Raw genomic sequence first — 21,989 nt, forward strand, 5'->3', positions numbered from 1 at the left:
ACTGGCGTTTGTCGATAGTAATGATCTTCGTTGTTTTCAATTTAATATCTATTTTAGATTTTTCATACGCCTATCCCATACTGGTTTTTGAGCAGAGATCTAAATTTTTGAGCCTTACCTACTCTTTTGGCAGATTTCTGTTCCTGGCAAACCGTTTGCAACCAAAATCTCAGTCGCAATCTTCGCGCCGATTGTCATCCTTCGTCAAGAGCGAATGAAAGTTTTTATACTGACTATAACTCAGGTAGTACAGTAACAAATTTATTAGACCGATCGGGTATAAAGTTAATAGCCACTGCTTTTAGTTGCTTGGATGCGCTAGGGTAGGGATTGACACTCAATTTGTGATTGACCGTGCTGCATTCAAACCGTTCAGCTGTCTTGATCAGCTTGGCAGTTTTACTTACCTCACTAACAGCCTGTTCCAACAGTCAAATCGCCAAAAACCTTGAACAATCTTTGGCGGCAGACTCAAGGTTGAAAGACAATCCTGTTATTTTTGGCGCTAACCAAACAGGCGATCGCCAAAATCAACAAAATAACTCAGCACCGCAGTTGCCAGCTGATTTTCCTAAAGAAATCCCCCTTTATCCCAACGCCCAGTTACAGGAAGTTATTCCCAGTAGCGACACAGAAAGTCAAGTATCAACACGTTGGTTGAGCTCCGATCCGACTAATTTCATCGCCAGCTACTACCGCAACCAATTTCAGACAAATAACTGGCAGATTTTGCAACAGCCAACCGACGAGCAGGGAGGCTCTTTTGAAGCACGGCACAATGACTTACAGGTTAAAGTAGCTATTGCACCTAAATCCGTGACTAACGCGGCACCCAATCAACCACAAACAGCCACTGAATTAATCATTGAGTATCAACCAAACACTACAACCACAGCACAAGCTGGGCAAAGTACTAATAATATAGTTCCTCAGCCGAGTGACTCGCAGTTTGTAGGACCAGTGCAACCAAACAACAACTCGGTATCACAGCCAGTTAGTACACCTAACACCACAAATAACACTATAGGCGCATCTGGAACAAGTCCCCAGGAATTTAGCGACCTGAATAAGGTGCCACAAGAATTACGGACATACATTCAAGATTTGGCAGCCTTGGGTGTTTTATCTGTAGAATCTAATGCTACCAAAAGCAACTCCAACAACACAACTAACCAGTTTGAACCCAATCGAACTATTACCCACCGCGAATACGCTCGTTGGCTAGTAGCGGCTAATAATGCCATGCATCCCAACAATCCGTCTAAGCAGATTCGCTTGGCAGCAGAAAGTGCCCAACCAGCTTTTAGTGATGTGCCAAAAACAGATCCTGATTTTTCGGTGATTCAAGGATTAGCAGAAGCTGGTTTGATTCCTAGTCCTTTATCCGGTGATTCCACCCAAGTTTTGTTTCGTCCTGATGCACCTTTGACACGAGAGCAGTTGATTCTGTGGAAAGTGCCTCTAGACACTCGTCAAGCTTTGCCTGCCGCTAACTTAGATGCGGTAAAACAAACTTGGGGCTTTCAAGATGCCGGCAAAATTGACCCTAAAGCGTTACGAGCTGTATTGGCAGATTTTCAGAATGGCGAACAATCAAATATTCGGCGGGTATTTGGCTATACGACACTTTTTCAACCAAAAAAACCAGTGACTCGTGCTGAAGCTGCTGCCGCATTGTGGTATTTCGGAACTCAAGGTGAGGGGATGTCGGCAACTGAGGCTTTGAAATTACAGCGATCGCCACAGCAGGCTACTTCCCAACCGCAATCACAGTAAAATAGGCAATTCTCAAACTACAAATTTTGAACAGCTTTATAGTTACTTTATAAAAAACTACTTGATTATAAAAAATTAATCAAGATAAATTTTCTCTGGAACTTTACCCTCTTTTATATAAGAGAATACAGAGTTGATTTGCGTTTAATTACGCACCATAAAATAGTCAAGCTTATTTTGATATCAAAAAATACTTAAGTATAATCGCCTGCGCAGTACTTGTCTTTTGTAACAACTAAAAAGCAGGGACTAATTTGCATGAAAATAAAACTGGTAGCGGCAGGGTTTTTTCTCTTATCTTTGCTGTCGCCGCTCAAACCTGCGGCTGCAAATACAAATCCTGAGAAAATCTACATATTTGGTGATAGCCTTTCTGACGCGGGTAATCTCTATAAAGCCACAAATTTCCAAGCACCTCCAAGCCCACCTTACTTTGAAGGACGTTTTTCCAATGGAAAAGTGTGGGTAGAATATCTTGGAGATAAACTGGGGCTAGAGCCAATCTTATTCGCTGATTTGCAGAATTCTACCCCATCTGAAGGTATTAATTATGCCTTCGGTGGTGCTGGCTCTGGTCTGTTTAATACCTTATTTGACCCTAAAGACTTATTTCCGGGGGCGCTGGGACAAGTAAAATTATTTACAAATTCTCAACAAGCTGACCCAAACGCACTTTATATTGTGTGGGCAGGTGGAAATGATTATTTATTTGGTAACGTTACCGACGTTAAACAACCGATCGCTAACTTATCAGCGGCGATCGCATTACTTGCCGTGTCGGGTGCCAAAAATATAATTGTGCCTAACTTGCCAGATTTGGGCAAAATTCCTTTTACATCAAAAACAGAAAATGCCAGCCAACTAAGTGCTTTAACTAAAAAACATAACCAAGCATTGGCAGAAGCTTTACAGAAACTTAGCTTAATTCCTGGCATTAAGCTCATTCCTATTGATATTGAGTCTTTGTTTAATCGAGTGCAGGCTGCACCCAGCGAGTTTGGCTTAAATTTAACCAATGTCACTGATGCTTGTTTAGTAGGCAGTTTGGAGGAAGTAATACAAGGTAATTTTAGTGTATGTCCCAACCCGGAGAATTATTTATTTTGGGACGGTGTACATCCTACAACACTTGTGCATAATCTCATAGCAGAAACAGCATTCTCCGCGCTTGGTGTTGAGTACGTAGCCAAACCTTGGGTGAAACTAAAAGATTTGCATTTGCAGCTTTTAAGCAGTAAAAGTGTTCCAGTGCCAACAAAAATAGTCAATATCACCCAAACTCTATAAGAACTAAGCCCGCGCAAGCAGGCTATATTAAGAAGCTCCTTAATAGCAGTTGCACAGGCGGCGCACCACCCGCTACGAATGAAACAAACAGGTCAAATCCTCTTTCCTTCTGCCTCTCCGAAGCTTTGAGCCTCCTTGTGGAGGAGCAACGCTTTCGGAGGAAACCTCCGCACCCTTACGGGAAGACGCCTCCGGCGTCTACAAACTTCTCTCTGCCCTCTGACTTATTTCTTGAAAGATAAACGATATTACTCCAACAAGTCGGGTTCTTGACGCACAATCATCTCATACAGTGGTTGAAAACTAAACCAACCCATAAAGTGCGAACCAACTTGACTGTGTGCCAAATGAGCATATTCATGTTGAATGGGAACAGGTTTACCAGCACCCTCTGCCAGTAATTGAGCTTGACAACTGCGCTCCATTGTAATGAACCACCATGCTGCTTCATCAACAGAGTGGCCAACAGTGAGCAATCCATGATTTTTAAGAATAATGGCTTTATTGTCACCTAGAGTTTTGGCAATGCGCTTGCCCTCTTCTGGCTGCAAAACTACACCTGTATAATCATCAAATAAGCTGTGGTCTTCATAAAAAGAACAAGCGTCTTGGGTAAGTGGATCAAGCAGACGACCAAGGCTAGACCAGCTTTTACCGTAAAGTGAGTGAGCATGGGCTGCTGCTACTACATCAGGGCGGGCGGTATGCACTTGAGAATGGATGGCAAAAGCTGCTTGGTTAATTGGGCGATCGCCTTCAATCACTTCACCTTGCTGGTTAACCAAAATTAAGTCACTCACCCGAATTAAACTAAAGTGCATTCCAAAAGAGTTAACCCAGAAGCAATCAGGGTATTCTGGATCGCGAGCGGTGATATGTCCTGCCACGCCTTCGTTAAATCCAAAGCGAGAAAATAGCCGAAATGCTGCTGCCAGTCGCTGCTTGCGATGCAGACGTTCTTCTTCTGCTGAAGCAAAGGTGGGAGGCTCAGGCAGATTGGGCTTGTTAAGGGATATAGTTTGCATCATGGGAACCTAATATTAAGATGATTGAGTTAAAAATTTAAAGATATTTTGCTTAGTATAATTTTTGAGATTGCTATCACTTTTTAAAATAATTGAAGAATTGGTTATGCACCACTTCACTAGTGAAGTAGAAACAGAAATTAACAACACTTACTGAAAAAATTTGTGTACATTATAAATCCTGCCAAGCCTCATCCTCCTCTGGTTTCAACCAGTCTTTTTCTAAAGAAGATTCACTCAGTATGCTTATTTCTATTTTTTCTTCTAGATATTTAGCCTTAAGAAATTGGATAAAATCAAGCACTTCCACTAAGAGGAATTCTAGAGCTTGTTCAATCTCTTTCAGCAGAAAATATTTTATACTCATTTTTACTTTATTGTACTGATTTAAAAAATAATTATTCCTTCAATATTTTACTAATCTAACAAAATCACGCTAGAAGAACTAACGGGCTTTTTTAAGTGCGATCATATTGCTAGTGGATTGAATTTTACTAGGTTCTACCCAAAGCTACATAAGTAACAATCTATTTCACTCCATCAAGTTAAGACCTGCAATTTTCTACAATAAACCCAGAGTCATTGATAAAAGGTATCAGCAAGCCCATGCCTAGAACCGTTGCCGACGTGATGAGCCGCGATCCAATTGTTGTCCACCCAGAAACTCCTCTTCAAGAAGCCATCCATATTTTGGCAGAACGACGCATTAGTGGGCTACCTGTTGTAGATGATGCCGGGAAGTTGGTAGGTATTATCTCGGAAACAGATTTGATGTGGCAAGAAACTGGTGTCACTCCTCCGGCTTATATTATGTTTCTTGATAGCGTCATCTATTTAAAGAATCCTGCTACTTACGAACGTGACTTACACAAAGCACTGGGGCAAACTGTAGGGGAAGTGATGAGTAAAAATCCGATTACTATTTCTCCTGACAAACCTCTAAAAGAAGCTGCAAAAATCATTAACGATCGCAAAGTTCACCGCTTACCGGTACTTGACAGCGAGGGCCAAGTTATTGGTATTCTCACCCGTGGTGACATTATTCGGGCAATGGCAGCAAGCCAAGATTAGTCATTGGTTATTAGTCATTGGTTAATGGTTAGTAGGGGAGCCAGTTAGTAGTTAGTAGTTATTCTCCCCTGCACCCCTGCACCTTGTCCCCACCTCCCCTTCCGCGTCTCCGTGTCTTTATCTCCCCTTGTCCTCTTTAATACACGGTTCATGACAACTATTTTAAAAAAAGAGAGATAAAAAATGAGTGTTACTCCTGATTCTGTAAAGCAATTGCTAAGTTCTGAGGATTTGGGCGATCGCTTGCGAGCAGTAAATCAAATCCGCCAACTTGAACCAACAATTGGTTTTGAGTTGATACAAAATGCCATTAATGACAGCAATTCTCGCGTGCGATACTCGGCAGTGAGTCAGTTTGATACATTGGGCGGACAGAATTTAGATTTATCTTTGAATGTGTTGCGCGATCGCTTGCTCAACGATCCGGAACCCGACGTGCAAGCTGCAGCCGCAGACTGTTTGGGCGCTCTGAAGCTAGATGCAGCTTTTGAAGATTTACAAAACCTTTATCAAACCAGCAATGAATGGATCGTTAAATTCAGTATCATTGCGGCTTTGGGAGAGTTGGGCGATCCGCGTTCTTTTGATTTACTTAGACAAGCACTTTCTTCAGATAATGAGTTAGTACAAACTGCTGCTATTAGCTCCTTTGGAGAATTGGGAAATACACAAGCAATTCCGCTCTTAACTCCCTATGCCAACAATCCAGATTGGCAAGTTCGTTATAGAGTGGTGCAAGCCCTTGCTAGTTTGGGAGGTGCAGAAGCGAATTCGGTATTGCAAACTCTGGCTAATGATGAAGTAGAAGCTGTTGCGTCTGAAGCGAAGAGAGCTTTGCAATCTAGCTAAAAGCTGAATTACCACCCAGCAAGCGCTCGAACTCTCGTTTGACGATTGCATAACACTCACAGGAGGTAGACTCCAAACCTTCTGTGTCAAGAAGAGTCATCTTGCCATACTTGTAGCTGATGAACCCTGCTCTCGCGATAGTAGCGGCAACTTCACTCACACTCGCGCGACGCACCCCTAGCATTTGTGCTAGAAACTCTTGGGTGAGAGGAAATTGATCTGCTCCCACTCGATCGCGAGTCATCAGCATCCACCGACAAAACCGCTGTTCAATCGAGTGCAGGCGGTTGCAAGCAGAAGATTGAGCGATTAGATTAAATAGCGCTTGCGTGTAGAGTTGCAGCAGTCTGTAAAGCGGGCTACCTGGAGTCACTTCACGTTGAAATACATCCGCCCCCATTCTCATCCCTTCACCAGGAATTTGTTGAATAGCCTCACCGGGAATTGAGTTGGCTCCTAAAAATACAGGCAAACCCACCATCCCTTCATTGCCCACCGTACCCACTTCCACCGCATCCCCACTTTCTACTAAAGAGAGCAGAGAACCGACGCCACTGTTGGGGAAATAGACATATTGGATCGGTTCGTTAGGTGCATAAAGGATTTGTTTGAAATCTAGAGAGACTAACTCCATGTAAGGCAGGAGGCGTTCGTATTCCTCTGGGGGCAGGGCAGCCAACAGCCGATTTTTAATTGAATTACGGGGGTTTTGGGACGCGCACATAAAGAGCCTCTTTGAGCCAGTCTTATCTCTATCAGATAGCTCAAATCATTGGTCGAAACCCTCTGGCGAAAGATGAACTCTTTTGTAAATAAACTTTGTACGCTCAGACACATTTCATAAATTTCTCCATACAATGGGGATTGTACTGGAACGTACAATTTCTATTCACTCTCTATATCCAGGCACTGTAGTAGCGATGAGGCGGCGGGGCAGAAAATCTCCGATTTTCTGCCCCGCCGCACCTGCCTGAGGTGATCGCTTACAAAAACATCAGCAAGCAGAAAAAAAATAAGTAATATTACATGAGACACAAGGTTATTTCTCACTTTCCTAATGTTGCTTACAACGTAGTAGCGATCGCCGCTTCTAAAGGTGGGCTAAAAGCCATTAGCAAAATTTTGTCTGCATTGCCAGATGACTTTCCGGCAGCGATCGTGATTGTACAGCATTCATCTCCTCATTACCCCAGCTATCTAGCAGAAATCTTCAGCCGTCGCACAGCTTTACGGGTAAAGCAGGCAGAGCAAGGAGAGCTTTTACGACCAGGAACAGTCTACACCCCTGTTCCAAACAAGCACCTGCTGGTTAACCTAGATGGCACTGTATCTCTCTCAGACACACCAAAAGTGAACTTCGTCCGTCCGGCAGCTGATAAACTGTTCGCGTCAGTGGCAGCTACTTTTCAAAGTCGAGCGATCGCCGTTGTTCTGACTGGTAAAGATAGTGATGGCGCTTTGGGGATACTAGCCATTAAAAAGTATGGCGGTACGGTGATCGCTCAAGATGAGGCTAGTTGTGAGTGTTTCAGTATGCCCAAATCTGCGATTGACACAGGGAAAGTCGATTTTGTTTTTCCTCTAGATGCGATCGCCTCTACCTTGGTAAACCTAGTTATGACAGAAAAAATCGAGCAATTCATCGGAGCGTTAGCTCCGATGAATTGCTAAAGGGTTGACTCTGGCTAAAGTTAGTTTGACGAGATAGGTAAGAAGCCCGCAAGCCAATCAAGTGAACTCCAAGTTCATTAAACTGAGCTTGGAGTTTTCTAAATCTAGCCTGAATTTGACAAGCTTGCTTTCTCAGCATCCCAGATCTTGCCCTAATTTCAGCAACTTGCTCTCTCAGTACTGTATTCTTAGTCTTAAACGCCTCAAGCTCAGTCACCAAGGGATTGTCTAGAGGGATTGTCGAAGGTGTAACAGAATCCGATTTGTCTATCTGCTCCAACTCTGAAGCCTGGACAGTTGAATTATAGATAAGGCTGAGGAGTTCAGCTAAAGACTCACTAATAGGCTTTTTACTTACCAAAATGTTTTTAAATAATTGTTTAGCCTCATCAAGTGGTGGCCATTCCGATCTAAGTGCAGCACGCAACTCCTTATTTATATAACTCAACTGTTGCTCCATGTCTTGCAGATCCAACTCCTTGTAGTGCAACTCTTGCTTGAGAGTTTCTAGTTGTTCCCACAAAAGCTCTACTGCATCCTCAAGTTCAGATTTTCCAGCAGAATCAAGGTCTTGTGATTCTGCAAAAGGACTATACTCGCTTGGGTTTAGCATTTTGCATCGATTGCTTGATTGCAATTTTTGTATAGTATCAGATTTCAGTAAAAACCTTGCTGGGCAAATATTTTAGTCTCAGTATGCTTTCAAAATTCAAGCCGGATTTCTATGCTTGATTGCTTTTGCACAAAACTTCTATGATGATTGAACTATTTAAAATAATAAAGCGTAATTGTTGATATGGCAGTCTAATTACTAATACTTAGTTTTAATTTTCCTGTAGGGGGCGAATGATGGCTGGAGAAGTAGGTTGCTGTGGCTGAAATATTGCAGCTAATGCTTGCTCTAAAGTTTCTGCCATCACTATTCGGTTTTCGTAAGCAACAATCACTCTCACAAAAGTTGGCAAGCTATTTTGTTCTGCTTCCAGATATAAAGGTTCGACGTAAAGCAGCGATTGTTCAATCGGTATCACCAAAAGATTACCTTGAATTGCTCGCGAACCCTCGCGATTCCACAGAGAAATTTGCTGAGAAATCACCGGATCTTGGTTAATTAAAGCTTCGATTTGCTGAGTACCATAGACTAATTGCTGTTTCGGGAATTCATATAGCAACAACCTGCCATAATTTTCTCCATCGGAACGTGCTGCCAGCCAAGCAATCAAATTTGCACGTTGTACAGGCTTAAAAGGCATCAAGAGAATAAACTCTTCTGTTTGCGCTTTTGGCAACTTCATGATCAGGTAGTAGGGTTGTATTTGACGCTGTTCCCTGCCATAAATTTCTGTAGGTATCTGCCACAAGTCTTCTCGATTGTAAAATACCTGTGGATCGGTCATGTGATACGCCAGCAGTCGTTCTGATTGAATACTGAAGAAATCCAATGGATAGCGAATGTGGCTGCGTAGAGGAAGTGGCATTGCCGAGAGTGGTTTTAGCATTTGGGGAAAAACTTTCCCTAAAGTCGCGATAATTGGATCGCTTGGATCGGCAACGTAAAAATTGACTGTGCCATTGTAGGCATCGACAACAACTTTGACAGAGTTACGGATGTAATTAAATCGATTGTTACCTGGATCGGAATAAGGATAGTGATCGCTTGTGGTGTAAGCGTCAATAATCCAGTAAAGATAAGTTGGTTCGCTTTCTTGTGTTTCGCCTCCCCCATCAGCAGCAACTAAGTATGCATCGCCGTCGAAACGTAAAAAAGGAGCGATCGCCTGAATTCTTTGGCGGATATTGCGACGAAATAGCAACTTGGTTTGGGGAGTAAAATTGCGTGTCAGCAGCATTTGCCAATCTTTGAGATACTGAGCAAACAACAAACGCCGCCACATTGCACTTATAGAAATTCCACCCTGTCCGTCATAGACGTTATAGACATTCTCATTACCGCTGGGATAATCTAACTCTTGCGTTCTTGTCCCAGTCATGACATAAGTATCACTAATTTCCCCATAATAAATTCGCGGTTGACCAATGGGAATGCTGGCACGAATTTCCGCTCTTGTAATCTGCAACGAACCTTCTTTATCTCCGTCATTTACCCCAATATCTTTAACGTAATAATAAGGTAACCCACCAGGGGCAACTAAATTGACAGGACTAAGTGTAAACCCGTAACCATGAGTATAAACTAGATGCTGGTTAATCCATGTCTGCGCCTGTTCGGGAACATCGCCGTAGTCTAATTCCCGTGCTGCAATAATAGTTTGCTGATATTCTGTTGTTTGAGTTGTCAAGTCCCGCAAAAGTGTGTAGCGGTCAATGTCAGCATCAGGGAACTTGTAGTAAGGTCGAATTTGTTGGAGTTGGCGGTTAGTTTCTAAAAGAGGACGAGTATCCCACAAGCGAATATTGCGAATTGTCTGGTCATTTTCTTTTAAATCGGCTGCTGTCAATCTACCTCGCGGATCGAAGGTTTCTGCATCAATGGCGTTTAAATTAAATGCCTGACGGGTAAGAGCAATGGTACGGGCAATATACGGTCTTTCTCTTGCTAGTTCATTAGGTTGGACAATCAAACGTTGTACTATTGTAGGCAAAATTTCGCCAGAAACTCCTGCTAATAACAGATACAGCACCAGCAAGTAAACCAATTGGCGTGGAAAGGGAATAGGTTTTAATCTGATTTGTCTGGAACGAGACAAAACAAATACTCGCCATAGCAGATAAATAGCGATCGCCACTGCCAAAAAACTCAGGGCAGTATAAATTGGCAACTGTGCGTGCACCTCTGTATAGCTAGCACCGTAGTTGACACCATCGGTGGAATACAAAAGTTGATAGCGCTGTAGCCAATAATGCAGGGCTAGCGCTAGCATTAGCAAACTCGTTAAACCGTTTAAGTGGAGTCGCTGCTGTACGGAAAATCCTGGAAACCTTCCCTCACTTAAACTATTGGCAGAGCGTAAATAAATTAATCCTACGGAGATAAGTCCGTATAAAAACAATCCTAATAACCAAAAATTTAACAGTTCCCAAATCGGTAGAGAAAATATATAAAAGCTGATATCACGATGGAAAAGTGGATCTTTGTCTTGAAAACTAGTGGCACGGAAATATTGTAAAATGATAGCCCAGCGTCCTGATAGCAAAAAACCCATCAGCAAACTGATCAGCAGCCCGATCGCCCCTAATAAAAATTGATAATAAATTAAAATTGCGATTGTCAAAACTACTAGTAAACCCAGCTGTACAAGGGGAATCGGTATATCCTGCAATTGCAACAGTTGGGCAAATAGCTGGAACTGGGGTGGCAACTGCCAAGAGGTAGCGGGAAGCTTGATATTTGGATACCAAAAGTTTAAGGCTTTTTGGGCGTAGTAAATCAGAATTAACCCTGCTCCTGCGCTCAATCCCAGTACTACTGGCATGAGAAAGCGCAGTTTTAAGGGAAAATTTGTAATATTACTTGTGATGTCTACCCTATACCCTGTACCCGATACCTTATAACCTTGTGGATGTTTCAGCCGATGTGCGATCGCTAAATTGCCCAATAAAAAAATCACTGAAAAGACAAAAGCGATCGCCCACGTCCCAAATTGCGTTATTAAGCGCAATAAAAATTCTTGTAAATATCCAACTTCATCAAACCAGAAAATTTCTGCTGTCAGACGTGAGGCTAATTCAAACATTAACCACAAACCCAACAGCAGCCAAATTAATCGAGAAATTTGTTTCATATACAAGGAACTGGGAAGTAGGGATTAGGAACTAAAGACAGTGAACAGTAAACAGTAATCAGTGAACAAAAAAGAAGTCAGAAGTGGAGATGGAGTTGCTTTGCCAAGGAGTCAAAATGCAATTGGTGAATTCTGGCTCCTGGCTCCTGGATTCTGTTGAGATAACTGATAACTGATAACTGATAATTAGCCTCTAGACCCTACTCAACTAAACTGCTCACCTGCATCTAGGTTAAACAACATTTGCAGAGCTTGCATACAACGACGTCTTGCCTCAACATCTTGCTGCGCTCGCAATTGCACCATCGGATCATGTAAAATTTTGTTAACTATTCCTCGTGTTAAGGCTTCAATCACTTCTTGATGTTTGTCACCGAATTCTGAACCCAATCGGGACAAAGCTTTTTCTAATTCTTGTTCCCGAATGGTTTCAATTTTATTTCGCAGACAACTGATAGTGGAGACAGTTTCTAGCGATCGCCACCACACATCAAAAGCTTCTACTTCCTGTTCTAAAATCCCTTCAGCTTCTTGTGCCATCTTGCGGCGGCTTTCGTGGTTTTGTGCCACGACTGCCTTCAAATCATCCACATTGAACGCTTGCACGTTTGCTAATTCGTTGACATCAGCATGGACGTTACGGGGTACAGAAATATCGATTAACATCAAACCGCGATTCGGTTCTAAAACCAGTTCTAACTTAGCGCGATCGAGAATCGGATCTGTTGCAGAGGTGCTTGTAAATACTAAGTCACACTCGGAAATTACTGTCATCATTTCCGAGAGCAGACAAATTTGGATATTGTGTTCGGGGAACTGTTGAGCTAACTCCTGTGCCCGTCCCACAGAGCGATTTAAAATACAAATTTTGGCAGCACCTTTAGAGACGAGGTGTTGTACCAACAGCCGCGACATCTTGCCAGCGCCCAGAATTGCCACTCGGCAAGCCGCTAAGTTTTCTACCTTCATATGTGCCAATTCCACAGCCGCAGAACTGATGGAGACTGCGCCAGTACCAATACTAGTTTCGGTACGTACCCGCTTGCCGGCTGTGATGGCTTGTTTGAATAATCGATTCAAAATTGTTTTTATACCGTTATATTGTTGCCCCAGTTTATGGGTATTTTTTACCTGGGCAAGAATTTGGCCTTCTCCGAGTACCAAGCTATCTAAACCAGCAGCTACCCGCATTAAATGCATAACAGCATCTTGGTGTAACAACACAAATAGATGTTGTCGTAAAAGCGGCGTGGGTATTTTACTGTGTTCTGAGAGAAACTGGCTGACCTCTCGGACACCTTGCTCAGACTCCTCAGTCACAATGTAAATTTCAAGACGATTACAAGTACTGAGGATGGCAACTTCTTGTATGTGGGGATAACTAAGCAGGTGTGCGATCGCGCTTTCGGTTTGTGGTTCTGGAATGCTCAGTTTTTCCCGGACTTCTACTGGGGCTGTTCTATGGCTTAACCCCACCACTGCTATATTCATCTGCTAAATCTTAGTTACGAATCGGTGATTGTAATTGGAAATTAAGGAATAGGGAATAAATGGCTGATAGTAGTTAGTGGGTAGTGGATAGTGGTTAACAACCAAATACTGTACGGGCGGGTTTTGTTGATTATATGAACGGTTCAAACCGATAATTTATCTTCTAAACCCGTCCCTACTAACGACAAACTACCAACTACTAACTACTATCTAATAACCATTATCCATCCCCATTCTTCATTAATTAATGCAGTTGCAGTGATTTTGGTTCGTCGAACATATGGATTGTATCGACAAACCGAGCAGTTTTTGACTGGTTAGAAATTACCAGACTTTGAGTCCGTGCCCCTCCATTGAAGAAGCGTACACCTTGCATGAGGTTACCAGAGGTAATGCCGCAAGCAGCAAACAAAACAGTTTCACCAGATGCCAATTCATCAGCATCGTAGACCTTATCAGGATCGTTGATACCCATAGACTTTAGCCGCTCAATGTTAGCTTCCTTGCTTTCGCCAATCAAACCAGTCTTCACGATTTCCGGATCGTAAATTAACTGCCCTTGGAAGTGCCCACCTAAAGCACGCATCGCCGCAGCAGAGATTACACCTTCTGGAGCCGCACCAATCCCCATTAAGGCATGAATGTTAGTACCAGCAAAACCACAGGATAAAGCTGCACCGACATCACCATCAGAAATTAGTTGAACTCTAGCGCCAGCTTCCCGGATTTCTTTAATTAAATCATTGTGGCGCTCACGCTTCATTACCACTACAACAAGTTCTTCGATCGAGCGATCTAAACACTCCGCAAGAATCTTCAGGTTTTCAGTTGCAGATTTGTTGATATCCACTTTACCCTTGGCAGCAGGAGGAGCTGCTAACTTCTTCATGTAGAAGTCGGGAGCGGCAAACAAACCACCTTTTTCGGAAATTGCCAAAACAGCCATCGAGCCTGGTTGACCATATGCTACTAGGTTAGTACCTTCACAGGGGTCAACAGCAATGTCAATTTCAATTAGTTCATCTGGGTTGCAAAAGTTTTTAGCATCTGGACGGCTACAAATACCGACTTCTTCCCCGATATAGAGCATAGGGGCATCATCGCGTTCACCTTCCCCAATCACAATACGACCGCGCATATAGATTCTATTCATCCGCTCCCGCATAGCTTCTACAGCCACTTGGTCAGCAGTGTTTTTTTCGCCCTTGCCCATCCAGCGAGCAGAAGCGATCGCGGCTTGTTCAACTACCTCAATAATCTCTAACCCAAGAGTATTTTCCACAGAGTCTGCCCTCTCGATAGCTTGATTTTGCGACTTTTCATTTGGCGATTTCAGTTTTACAGTCTACCAAAGGGCGGATACCACTGGGAACGTGGAAAATAGTCTTAACTGTCGGTTTTATTTACTTAGGGGTATCAAAAGTGTTCACTGGACAGATGAATATCCTTAATGTTGAGACAAATAAATTTATTAGAATCCATACAGACGTTTATAGAACGTCACACTTTTAGCTTGCGATTTTTCTATTATGCTGGACTTTCTCAATCCTCTTCTCAATCGTCATCCCGAACGCATGAAAGCCAACGTTGAGATTTACACTTGGCAAACCTGCCCTTACTGCATCCGCGCCAAGATGCTGCTGTGGTGGAAGGGTGTCAAGTTCACCGAATACAAGATTGACGGTAACGAAGCAGCGAGAGCAAAAATGGCAGAACGCGCCAACGGACGCCGTACTGTACCGCAGATTTTCATTAATAATCAACACGTTGGTGGTTGTGATGATCTGTATGAGTTAGACACAAAAGGTCAACTCGACACTCTTTTAGCCCAACCAGCACTTTAAACATTGTCTGAAAGTCATTAGCCCGTGCAGACGGGCTTTGTTTGTGTAGCCGTAGACTTCTAGTCTAAGGGCATTCTTTGCCTCAAAATATGTCACTCAAATACACAGAATATCTTATACATTGCCAGTGGATGGATCGCGCCATACAATTAGCAGAACAAGCAGGTAATGCAGGTGAAGTTCCTGTCGGTGCTGTAATTCTTGATTCTTTTGGGGAAGCGATCGCAGAAGGCGAAAATAGAAAAGAACGCGACCAAGATCCAACAGCTCATGCGGAGATAATTGCCATCAGAGCAGCCACTAGTAAGTTAAAAACTTGGCGTCTAAATCAATGTACTCTCTACGTTACTCTCGAACCTTGTCCGATGTGCGCAGGTGCAATCATCCAAGCCCGGATCAAACTTTTAGTATATGGGTTAGATGACCCCAAAACTGGTGCAATTCGTACTGTTGCCAATATCCCCGACAGTGCAGTGTCTAATCACCGTTTGCGTGTAATTGGAGGCATTCAAGAATCTGCCTGTCGTCAGCAGTTGCAAAGCTGGTTTGCTAATCTGCGACATCCAAAAGACTAACGGACAGAGGTAAAACTGTCCAGCTGGTGTGACACAAGTCTGGAAAGAAAATCTACGGTGTATTTAGTCCATACTTTTATCACATTGCAAAAGTTTACCCAACAGTCAGCAGCCACCGTCATGATGGAAATTCACTCCTCCGACTATACCTGTCAGAACAAATTAGCCAGCACCCAAGTAAATGCGAAGGTGGCTTCTACTACTTCATGGATTTCTCCTTGGTTAACTCCTTTAGCTTATTTTTTAGGGTATAACTTTCTACCATTATTTTTTGGGCAGATTCAAATCACCGGAAAAGAAAATATTCCCCTAACTGGCCCTGTAATTTTTGCTCCTACCCATCGCTCGCGTTGGGATGCAATACTTGTACCCTACGTAGCAGGACGCTGGATTACAGGACGAGACTTACGCTACATGGTAACTATTACAGAGTGCCAAGGTTTACAAGGCTGGTTTGTTCGCCGGATGGGGGGGTTTCCTGTAGATATTAAACACCCGTCAGTTACGACTTTACGTCACGGAGTCCAAATACTTCAGCAAAAAGAACCCCTAGTTATTTTCCCAGAAGGTGGTATTTTCCGTGATGGTAAAGTGCATCCTTTGAAACCTGGAATTGCTCGTCTGGCTTTAACTGCTGAATCTGGCTACCCAGAACTAGGAGTGAAAATAGTACCCATCGGTATCAACTACAGCGATCCTTACCCTCATTGGGGTACTAATGTCAGCATTCACATCGGTTCACCTATTCAGGTAGCAGATTACGTAAGTGGTAATAGCAAACAAGATGCCAAACGCCTGACAACTGATTTAGCAAAGGCACTTAAACTATTGAGCCATGATGAATCAGCGATCGCTACTCATACATTTGTCGAAATGCCGAATTCTTGATTTGTTAGTTATTAGTCATTTGTCATTAGTCATTGGTCATTGGGTAGAGACGCGAGGAACCGAAGCGTCTCTACAATTACTCCCCCTATCACCTGTCCCCTATCCCCTGTCCCCTGTCCCCTATTCCCTAAATCCCCAAAGTTAACTCCCAGTTATTCAATTTGCCCACATCTTGCAATACCCGATCAATTACCCACAATTGCCAACGTCCATTGGCTGGTAAAGATAGTAACTGCTGGAGGATTGGGTGAGATTCCACTGTATAAGTAGCTTGTAATTCGCTACGGCGTCCTAAGGTGCGATTTTGCAGTAGTACAAGATGATTGTTAGGAGCAATCAAATAAATCTCCACATCGCCTAAAAAATCGTGGCTAATATTGACGCTTACCTGAATATCTTTAATTAGACTGGAGTCAGAGATTGCGATCGCGCTTTTAATTCCTTGTAAATCATTATCTGGGATTGCAACCTGATTCTGATTCTGTCCTCCGATTTGCCGGGTAGCGCTCACCATAACTGTTCGTAGCTGTTGTGCTGCTTGCACTGCCCGCAAAGCATTCACCTTCCCATAACCAAACCATTGCGAATGGCCGTTCTCATCGTAACTGCCATAACGCAAACCTAACTGGGCATCAGCATCAAGGTCAACAATTTTATCAGCGGTTTCTTCCAGAATGCGTTTTACTTGTTTAGCGCTCAAGTCTGGATTCACCGATAAAATCAGTGCTGCTACACCTGCAACTACGGGAGTAGCACTGGAAGTTCCGCCAAAGTTATCGGTAAAGTTGCTCGGATCGTAGCCAGCAGCCCCTACCTGATCGGTAGTAAACATACCTCGCCCAGAAATTGCTGTGGCGATCGCAGGCTGAGTGTAGATATAACCTGTCTGTTGAAACCACATCCCTGGTGAAGCGTTGTTGCTAGGCGCACATACTGAAATATTAGTGCCCCAATTACTGTAAGCAGCTTTTTTATTTAAACTAGTGGAAGCAGCCACCGCAATTACATCTGGATGCACCGCAAATCCACTTAGCCATTTTGTATTACCTTTAATAATATTTTTCTCCCAACCCTGTTCGTACACACTACCGTTAATTGGGCGATTGGCATTACCAGCAGCAAATAAAATCACACAACCCTTGCCATTACGTCCTCTAGTGGCAGCACGAGTAATAGCAGCGCGTTGGCGCAAGGACAATGGGAAGTAAATCGCTGATGCTCCCCAGCTGCAAGAAATTATACTAGCTCCTTTTTCGCTTGCCCAATCGAAAATCGCTTCGATAGATTCATCATCTAAAAAGCCAGTAGTACGAATGGGCATCAAAGCACAACCAGGAGCAACCCCAGCAATTCCCGTACCATTTTCTTCTGCCAGTGCTATTCCGGCGCAAGCTGTACCGTGGCTAGTTTCTTGCTCGTCAGGTAAGGGCAAAAAGTCATTTTCTTTGAAATCCCTGGGAGCAACAATTTTGCCACTACCTTGAAAATCTGGGTGATTTAAATCAAAGGAATCGTCTACCACTGCCACCACCACGGAACGAACACCGCGAGTGATATCCCAAGCATTTTCTACAAAAATATGAGAACCATTAGCCAATTGATTGCCGCCTTTGTGGTTGAGATACCATTGCTGCGGATAGAGAGGATCGCGCGGTTGGTAATGATGTTGCTGATGAACAATGATATTTGGTTCAGCAACTAAAACCTCTGGCAATGAAATTAAATGATTGGTAATTTTAATGGGATTTTCTGTAGCTTGTTCGCTGACTAAAAAAACAAAAGTATTGGCAAGAGTAGGAACAGATTTAGCTTGGATTAAGCCAAATTTTGTGGTAATGGCATTAATGGTGGCAGCATCTACCCAGGAGGCAAATTGAATGGTAATTTGGTTAGTCAAATAAATGTTCGCAGCAGGATTATCTTTGATTTGATAAACATGACTGGCAAATGCCACATTGTGGGAAGCACGCGCCACGGACATTGCTTTATCTAGCTGTGGGGGTGCAACTGTAAATAATGCCAGTTCTGCTTTGGGAATACTACGACACCAACTGCCCCAATTTGCTTGAGATAGTTGTTTGGGTGAAATGTCATCAATGGGACGAATGGTGAAGCGATCGCTCACCTTTTCTAATATCAATTCTTCGCCACCACGTTGTAAAATCAACCCCAGACTAGTTGTGGGTACTCCAACAGAAGAAACATCAGAAGAATTTAGGCGATCGTTCATGGCTACTCATTTAAAATACGCTAAAGAGGCAATGGGAACATGATTTGATTCATTTGCAGTCTAGATCGGAGAAACTTCAATATGTGACTTTGTTTGGTCAAAGTCCAAAACAGAGTTAAGATACGCGAAGTTCCTATAAATTTTTGTTTAGTTGTTGCACAAATTTATCCCATGAAGTCGGCAGTAACTGTCCCCTTAATTCGCTGCAGTTTTTTATCAGTCATAGCAGCCCTTAGCCTGCTATTACCCGTTCATGCTCAAAAACCAACGCTAACAAATACTCCCAACCAACCACAACCTATTGATCCCAATAACCCTAATACTCTCCGTCCAGCAGTGCAAAATAACAGTATATTGAGCCTTGACGGAGGTAAGCGTTTGATGTCAGAGGCAAGCCAAGCTGTCAATTCCCAAAACTATGATGCTGCTGCGAAAAAACTTCAAGAAGCACGATTAGTTTTTAATCAGCTATCAAATTTCTACCAAGATCTCAACTCTAGTTTTTCTGGTATTGATAACAGAGTTGCCGACGCCCAGCGGAAAAAGGCACTAGAAACTGCTCAAATGCGAGACGAAGCTACCTATCAATTAGCCCTTGTACACAGAGCGCAAAATAAACCAGAATTAGCAGTGCCATTGCTCATTCAAATTGTTAAAAGTCAAAATCCCACACGGGATTTAGGTAAGAAAGCTTACCAGCAATTGTTGGAGTTAGGATTTGTTGATGCTCCTTTCCCTAGAGGAGCAAACAGCACCTCTTCCTCATCCCAGAAATAATTACAAGCACTATAGCTGGCATCAATTTCTTTTATAGACCGCCGCCAGTAGGTAGGCGGACTTTTGCGTATCTGATGGTAGGATGGGTTTGTGAATCTCAAAGAGTACGCACTTTCTAAAAATACTGCTAGAAAGCGCGTTTCTGCTTAACCTTGCCAAATCCTCACATTGGCACGTAATAACGTCAATTATTGCTAATAATAGAAAAGAAGTTTTGTAGGAATTGCGATGATTAGTCCGCAGCAGATTGAGACAATGATCAAGGCGGAACTGCCAGATGCCCAAATTCAGGTGCAAGACTTGACTGGTGGCGGCGATCACTACCAAGTCACAGTAGTTTCATCGCAGTTTGCAGGTAAGGGACTAGTGCAACAACACCAGTTGGTTTATGGTGCGCTGCAACAAGCTATGTCTACTGAAGCGATTCATGCCTTGGCGCTAAAAACCTATACTCCTGAAGGTTGGCAAAGCAGCCAATAGTCAAAAATTTTTGCACTAGGTACTATGGATTAATGACTAACGACTTATAAGTAACAGAAAATCGGAAAAGACTATGACACCAGAACTCAAAGAGCGAATTGACAACTTAGTAAAAGAAAACAAGATTCTGGTTTTCATGAAGGGAACTAAGTTGATGCCTATGTGCGGCTTCTCCAACAACGTTGTTCAGATTTTAAACACATTAGGAGTTCCCTTTGAAACCGTTAATATTCTAGATGACTACGAAATCCGTCAGGGAATCAAAGAATACTCTAACTGGCCGACAATTCCCCAAGTTTATATCAACGGTCAATTCATTGGTGGTTCAGATATCATGATTGAGCTTTACCAAAAAGGCGAGTTGCAGCAAATGGTAGAAGTGGCTTTAGCTTCATAAATCGTAAAGAAATATCAAATTTATTGGGTGGGTGATGCGATCGCGTTACGCACCTTTTTCATGGATGCCTAAATTACAAAAGCGTGAGCTACCTCTTTCCCCATGTTTGCGCGTCTCCGTGTCCTAATTTTTGTACTACCCTACAAAAAATCCCCTCAGCCGTAAGTCTTAAACGCCAACAAGGGGATTTATTCCTCAAAAATCTCCAAATTTCATACCATTGCCATAGTTGACTCAGACAAAAATTATGTTACAATAGCCTGCGTCAATCAGTATTAACTATGAATGATTAATATAAAATGTCACTTATAGTAATCTGGTTCTGGCTCAGGTTGTGTCATCGTAAAATTTGATACATCATATAAGTAGCGAGTTGCTTCCTCCTCTAGGCGATGGATCAAATAAGGTTCAATAGCATTACTGTGTCGTAGCGCGGCTAGATAACCATCCAAATACATCCGCATATCATCAGGACGATAACCGCGATTCCACAACTCGACGAAGGCGTCGGTTAATCTTTGGTAATAGCGGATGGTTTGTGTGTCTTGGAGCATATACTGCTATAAAAATCTCTTTGGAATGAGAATTGTAAATTATTCACGCTTAAAAGTGAAGTATCACTTTCAGTTTGATATAAATTTCAAACCTCTATCATCTGCTTTGGGAGATACACCTTATAAGTTGCTGTCTAAATCAATCCTAAGTTAGAAAACAGGAAAATAGGTGGCTTGGTAAGGTATTGTTATATTCAAAATCTACGAGTAGAGCTTTAAAATTTATCGATTTGCTTAAGGATTGGTATTTAATAGCTCTTAATTTCTCCTCAACGGATAGACGATATAAATTCCTATTTGTGGAAAATAAGCGCACTCGCTTTTCGTTGGTAAATGGTTTGCCAACAGCATACTTAACCAAAAAACTTTTAACAATAATAACAAAAATTTAATAAAATGACTAACTTGGCTTAGGGCAAGGCTTTTGAGTGAATATTTGGTCAGATGTAGTATGAGTAAATTAAAAGTCAATAGCTGTTGAAGTAACAAGGGTTACAAAACCTAAGACAGAGGCTTTGTTACTTTGAAAGTCATGCACGCTAAGGGGTCTTGCCACCGTGGGTTCGGTTTGTATTGAAATCGTTGAGGGAAATCCCCATCTGAGGTCGTTGCTTGGCTGGCACTTGCAACAACTGGACTATCGGGTGCATCAAGCTGCAAGTATTTATCAGGCAAGGGAAGTTTTTTTAAGCCATCAACCAACACTAGTCATCTTGGATGCTGACTTGCCCGATGGAGATGGCATTGAGTTTTGCCGTTGGTTACATCGTCAGCAGCAGCCATTAATCTTAATGTTATCTGCCCGAAGTACTGAAGCTGACATTGTTGCTGGCTTGAAGGCGGGGGCAGATGACTACCTCTGTAAACCTTTTGGGATGCAGGAGTTTCTGGCACGAGTGGAGGCGCTGATTCGTCGCAAGCGCACACCTGTTGCACCAGCTTACTTGGATTATGGGACGTTGCAAATCGATCTAGTGCAGCGTCGCGTCCGTTTTCAAGGGGAGTTTATTGATTTAACGCCCCAAGAATTCAGCTTGCTGTATGTTTTGGCACAAGCCGGAGGAGTGCCTTTGAGTAGATCGGAGTTGCTGCGCCGTGCTTGGCCTGATGCTATCGACAATCCCCGCACTATAGATACTCACGTTTTATCGTTGCGGAAAAAAGTTGAATTAGATCCGCGACAACCAAGTTTAATTCAAACTATTCGTAACGTGGGATATCGCTTCAACATGGAAATTTTAAATAATAACACTAATATGGTACACTCACAAGCAAAGTTAACAACAGAGAGATTCACTAATCATCAATCAACAGTTAGTACTCAAAGATAA

Annotated in this window: 21 protein-coding genes; 12 read left to right on the forward strand and 9 right to left on the reverse strand. The window is 42.7% G+C overall.

Annotated features, from left to right (window positions below):
• Nucleotides 1-354 precede the first annotated feature (354 nt).
• Together UYC_RS0116480 and UYC_RS0116485 are read left to right on the forward strand one after the other, a co-directional pair.
• The gene (locus UYC_RS0116480; RefSeq protein ID WP_016872502.1) at nucleotides 355-1,776 is read left to right on the forward strand and encodes an S-layer homology domain-containing protein; all 1,422 of its coding nucleotides are present in this window, start codon (nucleotides 355-357) and stop codon (nucleotides 1,774-1,776) included.
• Between the two features lie 258 nt (nucleotides 1,777-2,034).
• Nucleotides 2,035-3,063 carry an SGNH/GDSL hydrolase family protein gene (locus UYC_RS0116485; protein WP_016872501.1) on the forward strand — a complete coding sequence of 343 codons (1,029 nt, stop codon included), beginning with the start codon at nucleotides 2,035-2,037 and terminating at the stop codon, nucleotides 3,061-3,063.
• 248 nt (nucleotides 3,064-3,311) lie between these two features.
• On the opposite strand, the gene UYC_RS0116490 is transcribed toward UYC_RS0116485, so the two are convergent.
• Nucleotides 3,312-4,088 (reverse strand): class II aldolase/adducin family protein, encoded by a 777-nt coding sequence (locus UYC_RS0116490; RefSeq protein ID WP_016872500.1) that lies wholly within the window; start codon nucleotides 4,086-4,088, stop codon nucleotides 3,312-3,314.
• 172 nt (nucleotides 4,089-4,260) lie between these two features.
• The gene (locus UYC_RS0116495; protein WP_016872499.1) at nucleotides 4,261-4,455 is read right to left on the reverse strand and encodes a hypothetical protein; all 195 of its coding nucleotides are present in this window, start codon (nucleotides 4,453-4,455) and stop codon (nucleotides 4,261-4,263) included.
• Between the two features lie 239 nt (nucleotides 4,456-4,694).
• On the opposite strand from UYC_RS0116495, the gene UYC_RS0116500 reads away from it, so the two are divergent.
• Both UYC_RS0116500 and nblB read left to right on the forward strand, forming a co-directional pair.
• A complete protein-coding gene (locus tag UYC_RS0116500; protein ID WP_026087302.1) occupies nucleotides 4,695-5,159 on the forward strand; it encodes a CBS domain-containing protein in 465 nt (154 codons plus the stop codon).
• 183 nt (nucleotides 5,160-5,342) lie between these two features.
• A complete protein-coding gene (gene nblB / locus UYC_RS0116505; RefSeq protein WP_016872497.1) occupies nucleotides 5,343-6,008 on the forward strand; it encodes a phycobilisome degradation protein NblB in 666 nt (221 codons plus the stop codon).
• Here the strand turns inward: nblB and UYC_RS0116510 are convergent.
• Nucleotides 6,001-6,732 (reverse strand): Crp/Fnr family transcriptional regulator, encoded by a 732-nt coding sequence (locus tag UYC_RS0116510; RefSeq protein WP_016872496.1) that lies wholly within the window; start codon nucleotides 6,730-6,732, stop codon nucleotides 6,001-6,003. The two genes, nblB and UYC_RS0116510, sit on opposite strands and share 8 nt — an antisense overlap.
• Before the next feature lie 302 nt (nucleotides 6,733-7,034).
• On the opposite strand from UYC_RS0116510, the gene UYC_RS0116515 reads away from it, so the two are divergent.
• Nucleotides 7,035-7,679 carry a chemotaxis protein CheB gene (locus UYC_RS0116515; RefSeq protein ID WP_016872495.1) on the forward strand — a complete coding sequence of 215 codons (645 nt, stop codon included), beginning with the start codon at nucleotides 7,035-7,037 and terminating at the stop codon, nucleotides 7,677-7,679.
• Here UYC_RS0116515 and UYC_RS0116520 read toward each other — a convergent pair.
• From UYC_RS0116520 to glpX, 4 genes are all read right to left on the reverse strand, one after another.
• Nucleotides 7,648-8,292, reverse strand: coding sequence for a hypothetical protein (locus UYC_RS0116520; RefSeq protein WP_016872494.1), 645 nt, complete (start codon nucleotides 8,290-8,292; stop codon nucleotides 7,648-7,650). The genes UYC_RS0116515 and UYC_RS0116520 overlap by 32 nt on opposite strands.
• 211 nt (nucleotides 8,293-8,503) lie before the next feature.
• A complete protein-coding gene (locus UYC_RS0116525; RefSeq protein WP_016872493.1) occupies nucleotides 8,504-11,422 on the reverse strand; it encodes a UPF0182 family protein in 2,919 nt (972 codons plus the stop codon).
• A 204-nt stretch (nucleotides 11,423-11,626) separates the two neighbouring features.
• Complete coding sequence (locus UYC_RS0116530; RefSeq protein WP_016879577.1) at nucleotides 11,627-12,913, reverse strand: glutamyl-tRNA reductase; 1,287 nt, start codon at nucleotides 12,911-12,913, stop codon at nucleotides 11,627-11,629.
• A gap of 244 nt (nucleotides 12,914-13,157) precedes the next feature.
• Nucleotides 13,158-14,195, reverse strand: coding sequence for a class II fructose-bisphosphatase (gene glpX, locus UYC_RS0116535; RefSeq protein WP_016872491.1), 1,038 nt, complete (start codon nucleotides 14,193-14,195; stop codon nucleotides 13,158-13,160).
• Nucleotides 14,196-14,442: 247 nt separating this feature from the next.
• Here glpX and grxC point away from each other — a divergent pair, with 247 nt between their 5' ends.
• The 3 genes from grxC (at nucleotide 14,443) to UYC_RS0116550 (ending at nucleotide 16,220) form a co-directional block, all read left to right on the forward strand.
• Nucleotides 14,443-14,757: a glutaredoxin 3 gene (gene grxC, locus UYC_RS0116540; protein WP_016872490.1), complete on the forward strand. Its 315-nt coding sequence runs from the start codon at nucleotides 14,443-14,445 to the stop codon at nucleotides 14,755-14,757.
• Nucleotides 14,758-14,846: 89 nt separating this feature from the next.
• Complete coding sequence (gene tadA, locus UYC_RS0116545; RefSeq protein WP_200862380.1) at nucleotides 14,847-15,332, forward strand: tRNA adenosine(34) deaminase TadA; 486 nt, start codon at nucleotides 14,847-14,849, stop codon at nucleotides 15,330-15,332.
• Nucleotides 15,333-15,455: 123 nt separating this feature from the next.
• Nucleotides 15,456-16,220, forward strand: a complete 765-nt coding sequence (locus tag UYC_RS0116550) for a lysophospholipid acyltransferase family protein (RefSeq protein WP_200862382.1) — start codon at nucleotides 15,456-15,458, stop codon at nucleotides 16,218-16,220.
• 127 nt (nucleotides 16,221-16,347) lie between these two features.
• On the opposite strand, the gene UYC_RS0116555 is transcribed toward UYC_RS0116550, so the two are convergent.
• The gene (locus UYC_RS0116555; protein ID WP_016872487.1) at nucleotides 16,348-18,450 is read right to left on the reverse strand and encodes a S8 family serine peptidase; all 2,103 of its coding nucleotides are present in this window, start codon (nucleotides 18,448-18,450) and stop codon (nucleotides 16,348-16,350) included.
• Between the two features lie 171 nt (nucleotides 18,451-18,621).
• Between UYC_RS0116555 and UYC_RS0116560 the strand changes: the two genes are divergently transcribed.
• The 3 genes from UYC_RS0116560 to grxD all read left to right on the forward strand — a co-directional run bounded on the left by UYC_RS0116560 (nucleotide 18,622) and on the right by grxD (nucleotide 20,104).
• Entirely contained in the window at nucleotides 18,622-19,227 is a 606-nt protein-coding gene (locus tag UYC_RS0116560; RefSeq protein ID WP_026087301.1) for a hypothetical protein, read from the forward strand.
• A 228-nt stretch (nucleotides 19,228-19,455) separates the two neighbouring features.
• Nucleotides 19,456-19,707 (forward strand): BolA family protein, encoded by a 252-nt coding sequence (locus UYC_RS0116565; protein WP_016872485.1) that lies wholly within the window; start codon nucleotides 19,456-19,458, stop codon nucleotides 19,705-19,707.
• A 73-nt stretch (nucleotides 19,708-19,780) separates the two neighbouring features.
• Entirely contained in the window at nucleotides 19,781-20,104 is a 324-nt protein-coding gene (gene grxD, locus UYC_RS0116570) for a Grx4 family monothiol glutaredoxin (RefSeq protein WP_016872484.1), read from the forward strand.
• A 302-nt stretch (nucleotides 20,105-20,406) separates the two neighbouring features.
• Here the strand turns inward: grxD and UYC_RS0116575 are convergent, their stop codons facing one another.
• Entirely contained in the window at nucleotides 20,407-20,658 is a 252-nt protein-coding gene (locus tag UYC_RS0116575; RefSeq protein ID WP_016872483.1) for a DUF6761 family protein, read from the reverse strand.
• Nucleotides 20,659-21,215: 557 nt separating this feature from the next.
• On the opposite strand from UYC_RS0116575, the gene UYC_RS0116580 reads away from it, so the two are divergent.
• The gene (locus tag UYC_RS0116580) at nucleotides 21,216-21,989 is read left to right on the forward strand and encodes a response regulator transcription factor (protein WP_026087300.1); all 774 of its coding nucleotides are present in this window, start codon (nucleotides 21,216-21,218) and stop codon (nucleotides 21,987-21,989) included.

Source organism: Chlorogloeopsis fritschii PCC 6912, from assembly GCF_000317285.1.
GTDB lineage: Bacteria > Cyanobacteriota > Cyanobacteriia > Cyanobacteriales > Nostocaceae > Chlorogloeopsis > Chlorogloeopsis fritschii.

Excerpts from the sequence above, each read along its gene's own strand:
- UYC_RS0116565 (WP_016872485.1), top strand. The coding sequence starts at position 19,456 with ATGATTAGTCCGCAGCAGATTGAGACAATGATCAAGGCGGAACTGCCA.
- UYC_RS0116485 (WP_016872501.1), top strand. The coding sequence starts at position 2,035 with ATGAAAATAAAACTGGTAGCGGCAGGGTTTTTTCTCTTATCTTTGCTG.
- grxD (WP_016872484.1), top strand. The coding sequence starts at position 19,781 with ATGACACCAGAACTCAAAGAGCGAATTGACAACTTAGTAAAAGAAAAC.
- UYC_RS0116490 (WP_016872500.1), bottom strand. The coding sequence starts at position 4,088 with ATGCAAACTATATCCCTTAACAAGCCCAATCTGCCTGAGCCTCCCACC.
- UYC_RS0116560 (WP_026087301.1), top strand. The coding sequence starts at position 18,622 with ATGAAGTCGGCAGTAACTGTCCCCTTAATTCGCTGCAGTTTTTTATCA.
- UYC_RS0116500 (WP_026087302.1), top strand. The coding sequence starts at position 4,695 with ATGCCTAGAACCGTTGCCGACGTGATGAGCCGCGATCCAATTGTTGTC.
- grxC (WP_016872490.1), top strand. The coding sequence starts at position 14,443 with ATGCTGGACTTTCTCAATCCTCTTCTCAATCGTCATCCCGAACGCATG.
- UYC_RS0116575 (WP_016872483.1), bottom strand. The coding sequence starts at position 20,658 with ATGCTCCAAGACACACAAACCATCCGCTATTACCAAAGATTAACCGAC.
- UYC_RS0116525 (WP_016872493.1), bottom strand. The coding sequence starts at position 11,422 with ATGAAACAAATTTCTCGATTAATTTGGCTGCTGTTGGGTTTGTGGTTA.
- UYC_RS0116510 (WP_016872496.1), bottom strand. The coding sequence starts at position 6,732 with ATGTGCGCGTCCCAAAACCCCCGTAATTCAATTAAAAATCGGCTGTTG.
- UYC_RS0116550 (WP_200862382.1), top strand. The coding sequence starts at position 15,456 with ATGGAAATTCACTCCTCCGACTATACCTGTCAGAACAAATTAGCCAGC.
- nblB (WP_016872497.1), top strand. The coding sequence starts at position 5,343 with ATGAGTGTTACTCCTGATTCTGTAAAGCAATTGCTAAGTTCTGAGGAT.
- UYC_RS0116495 (WP_016872499.1), bottom strand. The coding sequence starts at position 4,455 with ATGAGTATAAAATATTTTCTGCTGAAAGAGATTGAACAAGCTCTAGAA.
- UYC_RS0116520 (WP_016872494.1), bottom strand. The coding sequence starts at position 8,292 with ATGCTAAACCCAAGCGAGTATAGTCCTTTTGCAGAATCACAAGACCTT.
- tadA (WP_200862380.1), top strand. The coding sequence starts at position 14,847 with ATGTCACTCAAATACACAGAATATCTTATACATTGCCAGTGGATGGAT.
- UYC_RS0116530 (WP_016879577.1), bottom strand. The coding sequence starts at position 12,913 with ATGAATATAGCAGTGGTGGGGTTAAGCCATAGAACAGCCCCAGTAGAA.
- UYC_RS0116515 (WP_016872495.1), top strand. The coding sequence starts at position 7,035 with ATGAGACACAAGGTTATTTCTCACTTTCCTAATGTTGCTTACAACGTA.
- UYC_RS0116555 (WP_016872487.1), bottom strand. The coding sequence starts at position 18,450 with ATGAACGATCGCCTAAATTCTTCTGATGTTTCTTCTGTTGGAGTACCC.